This is a genomic window from Microbacterium sp. NPDC090281 (assembly GCF_044769635.1).
Taxonomy (GTDB): Bacteria; Actinomycetota; Actinomycetes; order Actinomycetales; family Microbacteriaceae; genus Microbacterium.
This window is the reverse complement of record NZ_JBIVYH010000001.1, coordinates 2,894,789-2,909,941: the sequence shown is the minus strand read 5'-3', so window position 1 is coordinate 2,909,941 and position 15,153 is coordinate 2,894,789. Positions and strand designations below refer to the sequence as shown.

General features: G+C 67.4%; 15 protein-coding genes. 12 read left to right on the top strand and 3 right to left on the bottom strand.

Going from position 1 to position 15,153, the window contains the following annotated elements; translation table 11 throughout:
• The first annotated feature begins 9 nt into the window (after positions 1 to 9).
• The 6 genes from ACIQTX_RS13995 (at position 10) to ACIQTX_RS13970 (ending at position 4,400) form a co-directional block, all read left to right on the top strand.
• The gene (locus tag ACIQTX_RS13995) at positions 10 to 480 is read left to right on the top strand and encodes a prepilin peptidase (protein ID WP_402972857.1); all 471 of its coding nucleotides are present in this window, start codon (positions 10 to 12) and stop codon (positions 478 to 480) included.
• Positions 481 to 530: 50 nt separating this feature from the next.
• A complete protein-coding gene (locus ACIQTX_RS13990; RefSeq protein ID WP_028501492.1) occupies positions 531 to 743 on the top strand; it encodes a hypothetical protein in 213 nt (70 codons plus the stop codon).
• On the top strand, positions 736 to 1,350 hold the full coding sequence (locus tag ACIQTX_RS13985; protein WP_402972855.1) for a CYTH domain-containing protein: 615 nt from the start codon (positions 736 to 738) through the stop codon (positions 1,348 to 1,350). Before ACIQTX_RS13990 ends, ACIQTX_RS13985 begins: the two co-directional genes overlap by 8 nt.
• Positions 1,351 to 1,412: 62 nt before the next feature.
• A complete protein-coding gene (locus ACIQTX_RS13980) occupies positions 1,413 to 2,573 on the top strand; it encodes a type III polyketide synthase (protein WP_402972853.1) in 1,161 nt (386 codons plus the stop codon).
• Positions 2,570 to 3,295, top strand: a complete 726-nt coding sequence (locus ACIQTX_RS13975; protein WP_402972851.1) for a methyltransferase domain-containing protein — start codon at positions 2,570 to 2,572, stop codon at positions 3,293 to 3,295. Before ACIQTX_RS13980 ends, ACIQTX_RS13975 begins: the two co-directional genes overlap by 4 nt.
• Complete coding sequence (locus tag ACIQTX_RS13970; protein ID WP_402972849.1) at positions 3,282 to 4,400, top strand: FAD-dependent oxidoreductase; 1,119 nt, start codon at positions 3,282 to 3,284, stop codon at positions 4,398 to 4,400. The genes ACIQTX_RS13975 and ACIQTX_RS13970 overlap by 14 nt, the downstream gene beginning before the upstream one ends.
• Positions 4,401 to 4,467: 67 nt before the next feature.
• On the opposite strand, the gene lpdA is transcribed toward ACIQTX_RS13970, so the two are convergent.
• Positions 4,468 to 5,865, bottom strand: a complete 1,398-nt coding sequence (lpdA, locus tag ACIQTX_RS13965; RefSeq protein WP_105525701.1) for a dihydrolipoyl dehydrogenase — start codon at positions 5,863 to 5,865, stop codon at positions 4,468 to 4,470.
• Positions 5,866 to 5,874: 9 nt separating this feature from the next.
• Positions 5,875 to 6,525 (bottom strand): copper resistance protein CopC, encoded by a 651-nt coding sequence (locus ACIQTX_RS13960; RefSeq protein ID WP_402972846.1) that lies wholly within the window; start codon positions 6,523 to 6,525, stop codon positions 5,875 to 5,877.
• Positions 6,526 to 6,625: 100 nt separating this feature from the next.
• Between ACIQTX_RS13960 and ACIQTX_RS13955 the strand changes: the two genes are divergently transcribed.
• The 3 genes from ACIQTX_RS13955 to ACIQTX_RS13945 all read left to right on the top strand — a co-directional run bounded on the left by ACIQTX_RS13955 (position 6,626) and on the right by ACIQTX_RS13945 (position 8,443).
• Entirely contained in the window at positions 6,626 to 7,111 is a 486-nt protein-coding gene (locus ACIQTX_RS13955) for an FHA domain-containing protein (protein WP_028501497.1), read from the top strand.
• The gene (locus ACIQTX_RS13950) at positions 7,111 to 7,797 is read left to right on the top strand and encodes a MerR family transcriptional regulator (RefSeq protein ID WP_028501498.1); all 687 of its coding nucleotides are present in this window, start codon (positions 7,111 to 7,113) and stop codon (positions 7,795 to 7,797) included. Before ACIQTX_RS13955 ends, ACIQTX_RS13950 begins: the two co-directional genes overlap by 1 nt.
• Positions 7,798 to 7,897: 100 nt before the next feature.
• Positions 7,898 to 8,443, top strand: a complete 546-nt coding sequence (locus tag ACIQTX_RS13945; RefSeq protein ID WP_028501499.1) for a MerR family transcriptional regulator — start codon at positions 7,898 to 7,900, stop codon at positions 8,441 to 8,443.
• A 72-nt stretch (positions 8,444 to 8,515) separates the two neighbouring features.
• Here the strand turns inward: ACIQTX_RS13945 and ACIQTX_RS13940 are convergent, their stop codons facing one another.
• Positions 8,516 to 9,328, bottom strand: a complete 813-nt coding sequence (locus ACIQTX_RS13940; RefSeq protein ID WP_402973072.1) for a ParA family protein — start codon at positions 9,326 to 9,328, stop codon at positions 8,516 to 8,518.
• Positions 9,329 to 9,421: 93 nt separating this feature from the next.
• Here ACIQTX_RS13940 and ACIQTX_RS13935 point away from each other — a divergent pair, with 93 nt between their 5' ends.
• The 3 genes from ACIQTX_RS13935 (at position 9,422) to def (ending at position 15,122) form a co-directional block, all read left to right on the top strand.
• Positions 9,422 to 12,829 (top strand): pyruvate carboxylase, encoded by a 3,408-nt coding sequence (locus ACIQTX_RS13935; protein WP_402972843.1) that lies wholly within the window; start codon positions 9,422 to 9,424, stop codon positions 12,827 to 12,829.
• Positions 12,830 to 12,894: 65 nt separating this feature from the next.
• Positions 12,895 to 14,631 carry an AAA family ATPase gene (locus ACIQTX_RS13930; RefSeq protein WP_402972841.1) on the top strand — a complete coding sequence of 579 codons (1,737 nt, stop codon included), beginning with the start codon at positions 12,895 to 12,897 and terminating at the stop codon, positions 14,629 to 14,631.
• Entirely contained in the window at positions 14,631 to 15,122 is a 492-nt protein-coding gene (gene def / locus ACIQTX_RS13925; protein WP_028501503.1) for a peptide deformylase, read from the top strand. The genes ACIQTX_RS13930 and def overlap by 1 nt, the downstream gene beginning before the upstream one ends.
• The last annotated feature ends 31 nt before the right edge of the window (positions 15,123 to 15,153 follow it).

Genomic DNA, 15,153 nt, shown 5'->3' with positions numbered 1-15,153 from the left:
CCTGCCGGGATGGACATCCGGCTCGCCCTCATCGCGCTCGTGCACATCGCGCTGATCGGCATCGGAGGATGGCTGATCGTGATCGACGCGCGCACGCATCGCCTCCCGAACCGGATCGTGCTGCCGACACTCGCCTGCCTGATCGTGCTCGCTGTGACGGACGCCGTGGCGACGGGGCAGGGCGCGGCGCTCGTCCGCGCCCTCATCGGCATGGTGATCCTCGGAGGGTTCTACGCGGTGCTGCGGGGGATGAGCCGTGCGGGAATGGGCGGCGGTGACGTGAAGCTCGCCGCCGTCATCGGACTCGTGCTGGGCTGGCACGGTTGGCAGTCGCTCGCGATCGGTGCGGCCTCGGCCTTCGTGCTGGGGGCGCTCTTCGCGCTCGTGCTCATCCTCCTGCGAAGAGCGGACGGGGCAACCCGCATCGCCTTCGGCCCGTGGATGATCGCCGGCGCCCTCCTCGGTGTCGTCCTCGGATGAATCCGCCCGCCTCGCACCGATACCGCCACGACGGCGCTACCCTGAAGCACATGGCACTCGCACGACTTCACGGCGGCCCGCTGGACGGGCAGATCATCCCTCTCGGCGATGCGGACGACAAGCTGATCGTCCCCTACAGCGAGACGCAGGTGGTCTACAACCGCCGAGGCGGACCGCAGAACACCGGCCCGGACGATGGGCCCACCGAGATCGACTACTGGTTCGAAGAGTCTCTCGAGGACCTCACGCTCGACGATGACTGAGTCGTCCCGAACGGTCGAGGTCGAGCGCAAGTACGACGTCGACATCGAGACACCGCTGCCGCGCTGGAACGCCATCCCCGGCGTAGACGCCGTCACCCCCGGCGAGGCCCGTACCCTGGACGCCCGATACTTCGATACCGCTGATGGCGTGCTCGCACGCGCCGGCGTGGCGTTGCGGCGTCGTACCGGCGGTCCCGACGAGGGCTGGCATGTGAAGGGACCACGGCAGGGCGATGGACGGCTGGAACTCGGCTGGCCGCTCGGCGAGGGTGACGAGCTTCCACCAGCCGTCGCCGAGACCGTGTCGGAATGGACGACTGCATCACTCACACCGCTCGCCCGGATCGAGAACGACCGCACAGCGTATCTGCTGAGCGGCCCGAACGGGGTCGTGGCGGAGTTCGTCGATGACCGGGTGCGTGCCACCGATCTCCGCCAGGACGTGCAGCGCGAATGGCGGGAGTGGGAGATGGAGCTCGGCCCCGCCGCCCCGGCTGACGACGCGGGGCGTGCCGCCTTCTTCGACGCCGTGGAGCGGGCTGTTCTGGCAGCCGGCGGCCGCGAATCGGGTTCCGACTCCAAGCTCGCCCGAGCCCTGGGCTTCTAGGCAGAGAGCGCGGTCGCGCGCAACCCCTTCCCCGGGGCTGCAGTGAGTGCTTGAGTGACAGCATGAGCCGACCGCCTGTGCTTCGATCGCTGCAGACGATCGTTCCCGAAACCGTCCTCGTCCAGGAGCAGGTGCGTGATGTCTTCGCGCAGCAGCCCGGCCTCGGCAGACTCGCGCAGCGCATCGTCACGACGTCGTTCAACGTCTCGGGCATCGACACGCGACACACGGTGATCGACGAGCTGTCGCTGGTATCCGAGGTCACCGATCCCGTCTTCTTCGACCGTCGATCGGGGATGCTGCTCGCGCCGGGCACGAAAGCGCGCAATGACCTGTACACACGTGAGGCGGCGAAGCTCTTCGTCGAGGCGGCACGGCAGGCGCTCGACGCAGACCCCGATCTCGAGCCCGCCGATGTGACGCACGTCATCACGGTCTCGTGCACAGGTTTCCATGCCCCGGGTCCCGAGTACGAGATCGTGCGTGCTCTCGGGCTGTCCGACGCGGTGCAGCGCTTCCATCTCGGCTTCATGGGCTGCTACGCGTCGATGCCGGCGCTCCGTGCGGCGAGTCAGTTCTGCCTCGCGGACGAGAACGCCGTCGTTCTGGTCGTGAGCGTCGAGCTGTGCACGCTGCACCTGCGCTCTTCGGAGAATCCGGACACGATCGTGGCGTCGTCCCTGTTCGCCGATGGTGCAGCAGCAGGCATCGTCACGGCGCGCGACCTTCCCTCGCCATTGCCTGCGTTGCGACTGGACCGCTTCCACACCGCCATCGCGCCGGAGGGCGAGAAGGACATGGCCTGGACGATCGGCGACACCGGGTTCGAGATGATCCTCTCCACGGCCGTACCGCAGATCATCGGCGAGACGATCATCGGTGCGCTCCGGCCGCTGTACGGCGCTGAGGAGGATCTCGGTGAGTCTTTCGAGTCCGGCAGCGTGGGGGATGCGGTTCAGCACTGGGCGATCCACCCTGGCGGGCGCAGCATCCTCGACAAGGTGCAGGAGCGACTGCACCTCAGCGATGCGCAACTGCACCCCGCAAGGGAGGTGCTGCGAGAGAACGGCAACATGTCCAGCGCGACCGTGCTGTTCGTCCTCAAGCGCATCCTGGAGGAGGAGGGCCCGAGTGCGGGCGACCGGGTGTCCGCGATGGCGTTCGGTCCGGGGTTGACCGCCGAGAGCGCGCTGATGACCGTCGTCGCGCCGACGCGGTCATGAGCCCAGCCCTCACGACGCGAGACGTCGATGCTCGCGAGCTCATGGACGATCCGAGCGCCGATGCGCGGATGCTGGCCAGGACCTACGGACGGTTCGGGCTCGTCAACGCGCTGGTCTCGCGTCCTGGAACCCTCTACCGGCGCGACGTCCGACCACGGGCCGAGCGCTCCCGGTCGCTGCGAATCCTCGACATCGGTGCGGGCGGCGGAGACCTCTGCCGCCTGCTCGCCTGGCGATTGCGTCGTGACGGGCTCGACGCCGAGATCACCGCTCTCGACGCCGATGAGCGCGCGATCCGCTGGGCGTCGGCGCATGATCGCGGCGCCGGCATCCGCTATCGCCGCGCCCTCACGACCGAGCTCGTGGCCGCGGGCGAGACCTACGACGTGGTGTTGTCCAATCACGTGCTGCATCATCTCGACGGCGCCGAACTGCAGACGGTGCTCAGCGACTCCGTGCAGCTCGTGGCTCCGAGCGGTCTCGTGTCGCACCATGACATCGCCAGGAGCCGCACTGCCCACCTGCTGTTCGCCGCAGCCACCCGGCCGATCTCCGCCACCCTGCTCGCGGACTCGTTCATCCGCGAAGACGGCCTCATCAGCATCCGCCGCTCCTACACGGCCGCTGAGCTCGCCACGATCGCCCCTGCCGGGTGGACCGTCCGCGGGGGTGTGCCCTCTCGCCTGGAACTGCGGTGGGAAGACGATCATGCCCGATCATGACGTGCTGATCGTGGGCGCGGGGCCGGTCGGCCTGCTGCTGGCCTGTCTGCTGGTGCAGGAGGGGCTGCGGGTGGCGGTCTGCGAGCGCCGGGAAGAGGCCGATGACAGGACCAGAGCGATCGGCATCCATCGTCCGGGTCTGGATGCTCTGGAAGCTGCGGGGATCGGCGCCGCCGTCCGGACGGAGGCGCTGCGGCTCGAGGGCGGCGAGGTGCGCAGCCGTCGACGGACTCTGGCGACGCTGACCTTCGCCTCCGATCGTCCGGTCCTGATCCTTCCGCAGCCGCGGACCGGTGCCCTGCTGCGTGCGCGTCTGCAGGCGCTCTCCGCAGACGCCGTGATCTCCGGATGCACGGTGAGGGCGGTCAGGGAGACGGCATCCGCCGTGCAGATCTCCGCAGAGAGCTCGGACGGTCCGCGTGAGTTCACAGCCGCGGCGGTGGTGGTCGCCGATGGGATCAGGAGCCGTATCCGCGCCGACCTCGACGTCGGATGGCGACGCCGAGCGGGACGCGCCTCGTACACGATGCTCGACGTCGATGGAGCGATGCCAGGGGAGCACGCGGTCCTGCATTGCGAACCCGCTGGCCTCGTCGAGTCCTTCCCGCTTCCGGGCGGGCGCCGACGGTGGGTGGTGCGTGACGGAGCAGGAGATCTCCGCACCCGCGACGGCTTCCGCACGGCGATCAGGCAGCGCACCGGAATCGGTATCGAGCTCGAGCAGGGTGCGAAGCCCACCTCCTTCGTCGCCGCGCAGCACTCGGCGTCGCGGATGCATCGGGGGCGGGTGGTGCTCCTGGGCGACGCGGCGCACGAGGTCAGTCCGATCGGCGGGCAGGGGATGAACCTCGGGTGGGTCGACGCCGTGCGTCTCGCAGAACAGCTCGCACGCTCCCTCCCGGCGCGGATGCCGGACCTGGCCGCGTACGACCGGCAGGTGCGCAGGTCAGCAGCACGAGCGCAGCGCCGCTCGGCGTTCTACATGTCGATGGGAGCGCCGGCCCCCGACGCCGTCGTGCGGGGCAGGGAGCTGCTGATGCGCACGCTCGGATCGGCACCGCTGCGCGGGTGGACGGCAGGCCTCCTCACGATGCGCGGCCTCTGATCACGACCCGAGACGCACGAAGGCCCGGTCCGCGAGATGCGGACCGGGCCTTCGTGAAGTGACTCGATCAGAAGTTGATCATGTGGCCGGCCAGGCCGTGGAAGCCCTCCTGCAGAGCCTCCGACAGCGTCGGGTGCGTGTGCACGTTGCGGGCCAGCTCCAGAGCCGTGAGGTCCCACTTCTGGGCCAGCGTCAGCTCGGGCAGGAGCTCCGACACGTCGGGGCCGATCATGTGCGCGCCGATGAGCTCGAGGTGCTCGGCATCGGCGATCAGCTTGACGAAGCCGACGGGCTCGCCCAGGCCGTGCGCCTTGCCGTTCGCCATGAACGGGAAGGTCGAGACCTTGATCTCGCGACCCTCGTCCTTGGCCTGCTGCTCGGTGAGACCGAACGAGGCGACCTGCGGCGAGCAGAACGTCGCACGCGGCATCATCCGGTAGTCGCCCAGCGTCTGGGTCTCCGCGCCGCCGATCGTCTCGGCCGCGACGACGCCCTGCGCCTCCGCCACGTGGGCGAGCTGCAGCTTGGCGGTCACATCGCCGATGGCGTAGATGCCGTCGACGTTGGTGCGCATGTGGTCGTCGATGTCGATGGCGCCGCGCTCGGTGAGCTTGACGCCGGTGGCCTCGAGACCGAAGCCCTCGATGTTCGGGGCGAACCCGACCGACATGAGGACCTTGCCGGCCTCGATCGACGACTGCTGCCCGTCCTTGCCGGTGTATGTGACGGTGACGGACGAGCCGTTGTCGACGACCGACTCGACCTTGGTGGAGGTGAGGATGTCGACGCCGTAGTTCTTGTACTGCTTGGTGATCTCCTTCGACACGTCGGCGTCTTCGTTCGGGAGCGCACGGTCGAGGAACTCGATGATCGTGACCTTCACGCCGTAGTTCGTCAGCACGTAGGCGAACTCCATGCCGATGGCGCCGGCGCCGACGATGACGATCGACTCGGGCAGCTCACGGGTCATGATCTGCTCTTCGTAGGTCACGACATTCTCGCTGAGCGTGACGCCGGGGAGCAGGCGGACCTTGGAGCCGGTGGCGATGATGACGTTGTCGAAGGTGACCTCTTCGGTCGTGCCATCGGCCTTGGCGACCGAGATCGCCTTGGGGCCGGTGAAGGTGCCGCGCCCGTTGTACTCGGTCACCTTGTTCTTCTTCATCAGGAAGTGGATGCCCTTGACGCGGCCCTCGGCGACCTCGCGGCTGCGGTCGAACGCCTTGCCGAAGTCGATCGTGAACTCGCCGGAGATTCCGAAGAACTCCGCCTTGTGGTTCAGGGTGTGCGCGAGCTCCGCGTTCTTCAGGAGCGCCTTGGAGGGGATGCAGCCCACATTGAGGCAGACACCTCCCCAGTACTTCTCCTCGATGATTGCGGTGGACAGGCCGAGCTGCGCGCTGCGAACCGCAGCGACGTATCCACCAGGACCTGCACCGAGGATGACGACGTCGTAATGAGGCATGCGTTAAGCCTATCGCTCCGAAGGGGCGTCGGAATCGGACGAAGGCGTGCCTCGACGGCGGCTCATGACGATCCAGACGACGACGCCGGCGATGACGAGGATGCCGACGATCGAGAGCACCCAGATCCACGCAGATCCGTCGGCGGAATCGCCGGAGTCCGCCTGCGGGGTGGTGCTCGGCGAAGGAGCGATGGTCTGCTCGGCGGTCGGTGCCGCGGTCGTCGGTGCGGCGCTGGGCTCGTCCGTCGCGGCTGCGTCGTCGCCCACCGTGACGGTGAAGAAGTACTCACCGGAAGTGGGGTGTCCGTCGCTCGAGACGACCTTCCAGATCACGTGGTACTGACCGGCAGGGCCGGAGGCTCGCAGCGGCTGGGTGACGATCGCACCGTCCACCGTCGCCGCGCCATCGATGATCGATTCGCCGGCCGGATCGGTCACGACGACTTCGGTCGCGCCCTCTCCCTCGATGAGCTTCGCGCTGAAGGTGAGCGTCAGCGCCGTGGGGACGGTCTCGACCGATTCGTCCGCTGCCGGCGACGACGACACCAGCGCGTCGTGCGCGGACGCCGAGAGGGGGGAGAAGAGCACGAGGAACGCAGCGAGCAGTGTCACGGCGAGGGCGATCGGGGCAGCCGAGTGGCGCAGAGCTTTGGTCTTCACGAGTCCACCCTATGAATAACCGGTATGTGATGGCTGAGTATGAAAGCGGCCTCCCGCGAGCGGCTCGGCATCCGTTAGTCTGGACAATCAGGAGGGCACAGTGACTGACAGCGACAGCCGACCGGCCGGAGAAGCCGCGATCCACCGTTCCGGTGAGCAGAGACACGACGTGACGCAGACGTTCGGACACGATTCCGACCTGTCTTTCGTGCCGTTCGGTGTGGAACTCACCGACATCGAGCAGACCGCGATCTCCGCTCTGCCCGCAGGATCGGCACTTCTGCTGGTCCGCTCCGGCGCTCTCGCCGGTGCGCGTTACCTTCTCGACACCGACGTGACTACCGTCGGTCGTCACCCCGAAGCCGACATCTTCTTCGACGATGTGACCGTCTCTCGTCGGCATGCGGAGATCACCCGCACCGGATCGACGTTCGAGATCATCGATCAACGCTCCCTGAACGGGACCTACGTCAATGGTGAGCGCGTCGATCGCAGCACACTGGTCGACGGCTCCGAACTCCGTGTCGGCAAGTTCCGCCTGAACTTCTTCGCCTCTCCTCGCGACCGCGTGGCGGCGAACGCCTGATGGCGGCTTCTCCCGCCCGCGAACGCTCTGCGTCCGCGGGCCTGCTGAGTATCGGTCAGGTGCTCGCAAGGCTCACCCCGGAGTTCCCCGATCTGACCTCCAGTAAGCTTCGTTTCCTCGAAGTGCAGGGCATCGTCAGCCCCTCCCGCACAGACTCCGGCTACCGCAAGTTCTCGGCTTCGGACATCGAGCGTCTCCGGCTCGGGCTCACGCTGCAGCGCGACCATTACTTGCCGTTGAGCGTCATCCGCGAACAGCTCGACGAGGCCGATGCCGGCGGAGATGCGATGGCGCTCGTGCCGCCGCCCTCGATCGCCCCGACGCCGCGCCGCTATCGCCGCGACGAGCTCCTCGCCGCAGCCGGCGCAGGACCGCAGCTCCTCAATGACGCGATCAGCACCGGCGTCATCACGGCGCAGGAGAACTACCAGGAAGTCACGGTGACGTTGCTCCGCGGCCTCGTCGCCCTCGATCGGCACGGCATCGAACCGCGGCATCTCCGTTCCCTGCGCCAGGGCGCCGAGCGAGAGGTCGCCCTCATCGAATCGGCCATGTCGTCGCTGCTGCGCAGGACCGACACCACGTCCCGTGCGAAGGCAAGTGAACTGGCCCCTGAACTCGCCTCACGGATCGACGAGGTGCGCTCGCTCTTCGTCAAGGATGCGCTCTCGCGAGTGCTTTCGTAACGAACTGATTGCGACACACCTTCGCCGTCCCACGGATGTGATTGCCGGTGCCCTGGCACTGCTCTACCGTGGAAGATAACCGTTCCAGAGAGGATTTCAGATGAATGCGGATGAGCTCACAGGCGACCCGCGGTTCGTACCCGAACTCCTCTTCACGGACGGTCTTCCGGCCATGGATGATGAGGTCGGCTATCGCGGCGCTGTCGCCGCTCGTGCCGCCGGTATCACCTACCGCCAGCTGGACTACTGGGCGCGTACCGAGCTTGTCGAGCCCACCGTTCGCGGCGCGAGTGGCTCCGGGTCGCAGCGTCTCTACGGCTTCCGCGACATCCTCGTCCTCAAGCTCGTGAAGAGTCTTCTCGACACGGGTATCTCGCTGCAGCAGATCCGCACCGCAGTCGAAGAACTGCGCCGCGCCGGCATCCGCGACCTCGCAGGCACGACGCTCATGAGCGACGGCGCCTCGGTCTACCTCTGCACCTCGAACGATGAGGTCATCGACCTCGTCAGCCGTGGCCAGGGCGTATTCGGCATCGCCGTCGGCAAGGTGCTCCGCGAAGTCGAGTCGACGCTCGTCGCGTTCGATGCGACCGCTCCCGACCCCGTCGACGAGCTCACCGCCCGTCGCACCAAGCGCTCCGCCTGACGCATATCTGCGTCACACAGAAAACGGCCGTCCTCGATGAGGATGGCCGTTTCGCTGTGCGTGTCGAGAAGGTCAGCTCTGCTGGCCGCTCTCCGGGACGGCGATGCGTCCCGTGCGGATGATGCGGTCGAGCAGCTGATCGAAGTCGGACGCGAGCTCCTGAGCGGAGTCACCCGGCCAGATGTGGAGCGGCTTGGCGGCACCCTGAGCCTGCTGCAGCGACGTACGCTCCGGCAGCTGCGGGGAGAGGACGAGGGGACCGAACATGTCGCGCAGCTCCTTGATGCGGAACTGGTGTTCGATCGATTGCGGGCGCACGCGGTTCACGACGATACCGAGAGGCTGCAGTCGCGGCGAGAGTCCGCGGCGGATCTCCTCGATCGCACGGAGGGCGCGGTCGGCCGCTGCCACGGAGAAGAGGCCCGGCTCGGTGACGACCATGACGCGGTCGCTCGCCGCCCATGCGGTTCGAGTCAGCGCATTCAGCGAAGGCGCGCAGTCGACGAGGACGAGGTCGTAGTCGGCTTCGACGGAGGCGAGGGCCTCCTCGAGCTTCCATACGTCGCGGACGCTCGGGTGGGGACCGTCGAAGTTGATCGCCGAGGGACTGCCGATGAGTACATCGATGGTTCCGGGGTGCACCTTCGCCCAGCCGCTGGAGGTGATCGCCTGACGGACGACCTTCTCCTTCGGGTTCGCCAGGACGTCGGCGATGTTGAGACGTCCGGCCACCTGGATGTCCATCCCGGTGGAGACGTCGGACTGCGGGTCGAGGTCGACGACGAGAGTCCGGACTCCTCGGGCGAAGGCCGCTGAGGCCAACCCGAGTGTCACGGTCGTCTTGCCGACGCCCCCCTTGAGAGAGCTGACGCTGAGTACGTGCACGGAGACCACGTTACCTTCCCCTAGGCTGGGGGAACACTCAGCCCCGCCCCATGTGCATCGAAAACGCTGCGCATCGAGCTCCCAGAGGTGTGCATGTTCCAGAAGATCCTTGTGGCGAATCGTGGCGAGATCGCGATCCGCGCCTTCCGTGCGGCAGTCGAAGTGGGAGCGCGCACCGTCGCGGTCTTCCCGCATGAAGACCGCGGCTCCGTGCATCGGCTCAAGGCCGACGAGGCCTACGAGATCGGCGAGCGCGGCCATCCCGTGCGCGCGTACCTGAATGTCGACGAGATCATCCGCGTCGCACTCGAGTCGGGTGCGGATGCGATCTACCCCGGGTACGGCTTCCTCTCCGAGAACCCGGAGCTGGCCGAGAAGGCCGCAGCGAACGGGATCGTCTTCATCGGACCGCCCTCGAACGTGCTCGAGATGGCGGGCAACAAGGTCGAGGCGAAACGTCATGCGGTCGAAGCGGGCGTTCCGGTCCTTCGTTCCACCGAGGCATCGGATGACGTCGACGCCCTGGTCGCGCAGGCCGAGGAGATCGGGTTCCCGCTGTTCGCGAAGGCGGTCGCCGGCGGCGGTGGCAGAGGGATGCGCCGCGTCGAGACCGCGGGCGATCTCGCCCCGGCTCTGGCCGAGGCGATGCGCGAGGCATCCAGCGCCTTCGGAGATGCGCGCATGTTCCTGGAGCAGGCGGTCGTGCGGCCCCGACACATCGAGGTGCAGATCCTCGCCGACAAGTCGGGTGAGACCGTGCATCTGTTCGAGCGTGACTGCTCCGTGCAGCGGCGCCATCAGAAGGTCGTGGAGATCGCCCCGGCGCCGAACCTCGATGACAGTGTCCGCACCGCGCTGCACGGCTATGCCATCGCCTTCGCCCGTTCCATCGGTTACGAGAACGCCGGCACGGTCGAATTCCTGCTCGAGACCGCGGGGGAGCGTACCGGTGAGGTCGTCTTCATCGAGATGAACCCGCGCATCCAGGTCGAGCACACCGTGACCGAAGAGGTCACCGACGTCGACCTGGTGCAGAGCCAGATGCGGATCGCCTCCGGTCAGACGCTCGCCGAGCTCGGCCTGCAGCAGGAGAACCTTCACCTGCGAGGCGCAGCGCTGCAGTGTCGGATCACGACGGAGGACCCGACCCAGGGCTTCCGTCCCGACACCGGCAAGATCACCACGTACCGCTCGCCCGGTGGCGCGGGTATACGTCTCGATGGCGGCACGGTCCACCAGGGGGCCCAGATCAGCCCCCACTTCGACTCGATGCTCGCGAAGCTCACCTGCCGAGGACGCGACTTCCCCGCAGCCGTGGCACGTGCTCGTCGTGCCCTCGCAGAGTTCCGCATCCGTGGAGTCTCCACCAACATTCCCTTTCTCCAAGCGCTTCTCGAAGACGACGCCTTCATCGCGGGTGACGTCAGCACATCGTTCATCGACGAGCGCCCTGAACTCCTGCGTGGTCGCGTCTCGAAGGACCGTGGCACGAAGCTGCTGAACTGGCTGGTCGATGTCACGGTGAACAAGCCGCATGGCATCCATCCGGGCGTCGTCGACGCAGCGGCCAAGCTGCCTGTTGTCGACCTGGCATCGGAACCTGTGCCGGGGTCGCGTCAGCAGCTCCTCGAACTGGGACCGGAGGGCTTCGCTCGCAGCCTGCGTGATCAGACGGCGCTGGCGATCACCGACACGACCTTCCGCGACGCGCACCAATCTCTGCTGGCGACGCGAGTGCGCACGAAAGACCTCGTGGCTGCCGCTCCGTACCTCGCCAGGCTGACGCCCGGTCTGCTCTCGGTCGAGGCCTGGGGCGGCGCGACCTACGACGTCGCGCTGCGCTTCCTCGGGGAAGACCCTTGGGAGCGCCTCGACAAGCTGCGCGCAGCGCTTCCGAACGTCGCGATTCAGATGCTGCTTCGGGGGCGGAACACGGTCGGCTACACCCCGTACCCGACCGCCGTGACCGAGGCGTTCGTCGCCGAGGCGGCCGCCAGCGGCGTCGACATCTTCCGGATCTTCGACGCACTCAACGACGTGGAGCAGATGCGCCCGGCGATCGAGGCGGTCCGAAACACCGGAACAGCCGTCGCGGAGGTGGCTCTGTGCTACACCGGTGATCTGCTCGACCCGGCCGAAGACCTCTACACCCTCGACTACTACCTGGGCCTCGCGGACCAGATCGTCGAGGCGGGCGCGCACATCATCGCGATCAAGGACATGGCGGGTCTGCTGCGTCCGGCTGCGGCGGCCAAGCTCGTCACGGCGTTGCGGGAGCGTTTCGACCTTCCGGTCCATCTGCACACGCACGACACCCCAGGCGGTCAGCTCGCTACCCTCCTTGCGGCCAGCGCTGCTGGTGTGGATGCCGTCGATGCCGCTTCGGCCCCGCTTTCGGGGACCACGAGCCAGCCTTCGCTGTCGTCCCTCGTCGCCGCGCTCGCGCACACCGAGCGCGACAGCGGCATCTCCCTCGACGCCGTCTCCGACCTGGAGCCCTACTGGGAGGCGGTGCGGCGTCAGTACGCGCCGTTCGAGTCGGGTCTCCCGGGACCCACCGGCCGCGTCTACCACCACGAGATCCCTGGCGGTCAGCTGTCGAACCTCCGCCAGCAGGCGAAGGCGCTCGGCCTCGCCGACGACTTCGAGCTCATCGAGGACATGTACGCCGCCGCCGATCGGATCCTCGGTCGCGTACCCAAGGTGACGCCATCGTCGAAGGTCGTCGGAGATCTCGCACTGCACTTGGCCGCCGTCAAAGCCGACCCCGCGGACTTCGAGGCGAACCCCGAGAAGTACGACATCCCGGATTCCGTCGTGGGGTTCATGGCCGGCGAGCTCGGCGAGCTGCCAGGTGGATGGCCCGAGCCCTTCCGCACGAAGGTGCTCGCCGGACGTTCGGTGCGTATCGGTCTCACTGCGATCACCGAAGATGACGAGGCAGCGCTCGCTGGCAGCAGCGCGCAGCGGCGGACACGGCTCAACACACTGCTGTTCCCGGCGCCCAGCGCGGAGTTCGCCGAGCGCCGCGAGCTGTTCGGCGACCTCTCGGTGCTCGACACGAGCGATTACCTCTATGGGCTCGTGGCCGGGCAGGAGCACCAGATCGAGATCGATCGCGGTGTGCGGCTCTACGTAGGGCTCGAAGCGATCGGCGACGCCGACGACAAGGGTATGCGCACGGTAATGACGACGCTCAACGGACAGATGCGTCCGGTGTTCGTCCGTGACCGCTCCATCAAGGTGGACACGATCGAAGTCGAGAAGGCCGACACCTCGGTACCAGGCCAGGTCGCTGCTCCGTTCTCCGGAGTCGTCACGCTGAAAGCCGAGGTCGGTTCCACGGTCCGTGCCGGGGAACCGGTCGCATCCATCGAGGCGATGAAGATGGAGGCGGCCATCACCGCTCCCGTCGACGGCGTCATCGAACGTCATGCGATCGCCGAGACGCAGCAGGTGGATGCCGGAGATCTTTTGGTCGTGATCCGTCCGGCGCACTAATCTTGTGCGGGCGAGGCCGCGCATCATATGCGCACCCGAGGCCCGCGCAGGCTTGGAGCGACATCGTGACACCGAAGAACACCACTGACCCCGAGGAGAACTCGCTGGGGGTGCTCGACGAAGCCGCGTCTCTGGACACGGCCGGCATCGGCATCCTCGGCGGGACCGCCCAGGTCAGCGTGACCCTACCCAAGGACGAAGACGACGACCTCGCCGACGACGGCGTCGTCGAGGGCGAAGTCATCGGCGACCTCGTGGTCGATCCGCCTCGTGGGGTGGAATCGAAGCCGCAACCCTCGTCGAAGATGAAGCCGCTCCTGAAAGCAGTACCGAATACTCGGCCCGCATCTCCGGCGGCAGCAGAACAGGCGTCGGCCAAGAAGCCGTCGCGTTCCCCGATCGCCGAACCCGCTCAAGCGGTGGAGCCGATCGTGGAGCCGCCTGTCATCACGGGTGTGATCGAGGAGACACCCGTCGTCGAGTCGATCGTGATCGACGTGTCCGCGCTCGAATCCGCTCGCATCGTCGATGTCGTCGATGCGATCATCATCGCGGAGCCGGAGCCGGAGCCGGAGCCGGAGCCGGAGCCGGAGCCGGAGCTGATCGCCGACGAGCGTGATGCCGCCGGAGAGCAGGCAGCAGAGGAGGCAGCTGCCGCACGATTCCTCGCCAGAGCTCATTCCGAGATCGAGACGGCTCCCGCACCGGCATCAGCCGTGCGGGCTTCCGTCGAGAAGGAGACCAGCACCGTGTCCACTCCCGAAGAGAGGCCCGTCGTGCCGCAGCCCGCACGGGCGACAGCGCGCACAGACGTGACACTCACCTCGAAGCGCCTGGACGATCTGGGCGAATCGTCGCGCGAGTCCGCCGACCTCCTCACCGCCGACCGTCTGCTCGACCCGCACCGGGTCACGAAGCCGGAGCCGGAGGGGGCATGGAGTCACTTCCTCTATGCAGTCTCAGGGCGACGCATCAACATCGGTGACGGACGCCGTGCGCGCGAGCGCAAGGCGCTGTCGGCGCGGATCGCGGCGCCGCTCGCCGGTGGAGCGCGTTTCGTCCCCGTGCTGTCACGCAAGGGCGGCGTCGGCAAGACGACGATCACCGCACTGCTCGGCATGGCACTGGCCGACGCGCGCGAGGATCGCGTGATCGCCGTCGACGCCAATCCCGATCGGGGCACGCTCGCCGAGCGCATCGTGCGGCCGCACCACAGCAAGTCGGTGCGCGATCTCGTGAGGATCCACGACGACGTCAAGGGCTACCACGATATCTCCGCCATCGTGGCTCGGGATGCGACCCGTCTCGATGTGCTCGCATCCGACTCCGATCCGCGTATCGCCGAGGCCTTCAGCGACAGCGACTATCGCGATGTCGCCGGTGTCGCGGCGCACTACTACTCGCTGGTCCTCACCGACACCGGGACCGGGATCGTGCACTCGGTGATGTCGGCGACGCTCGACCTCGCGGATCAGATCGTCATCGTCTCGGGTCTCAGCGTCGATGAGGCGCGGCTCGCGTCCGAGACGCTCACGTGGCTCGAGACCAATGGCTACGCCGAGCAGGCACGCGAGGCGATCGTCGTGCTCAACCAGTCCACGCCGGGTGCGCCGCTGGTGCGCCTGAATGAACTGCAGGCGCACTTCGCCACTCGTGCGCGCAGTGTGGTCCGCGTTCCGTACGACCCTCAGATCGCGGGCGGCGGGACGATCGTGTTCGCGAACCTGCTGCCGGAGACCCGGATTGCTGCCCGCGAACTCGCGGCGCTGTTGGTCGAGGGCCTGCGGGCCAAGGCTGCCTGATGGCGGTTCGCGAGATACGCATTTTCGGTGACCCCGTTCTGCGGACGGTCTGTGCTCCGATCGACGACATCGACGACGGGGTGCGCGCGCTCGTAGCCGATCTGGTCGACACCGTGGAGCTGCCGGGGCGCGCTGGCGTCGCGGCACCGCAGATCGGTGTCGCCCTGCGCGCCTTCAGCTACAACATCGACGGTGACATCGGCTATGTGCTCAACCCCGTGCTGACCGAGGTCCGCGGTGAGCCGGAGCCGACGGGGGAGGGCTGCCTCTCTGTTCCGGGCCTCTGGCACGATGCACAGCGCCACCCCTGGGCTCGCGTCGAGGGGATCGACCTCGACGGCAACCCCGTTGTTCTCGAGGGCGATGGCCTCCTCGCTCAGGCGCTGCAGCACGAGACCGATCACCTCGACGGAAAGCTGTTCCTGACCCGGCTCGATCCTGAGACCCGCAAAGCCGCGATGCGCGAGGTGCGGGAGAGCTCCTGGTTCTGAACACACGAGGTCTGAAGACATGAAGAAGGGC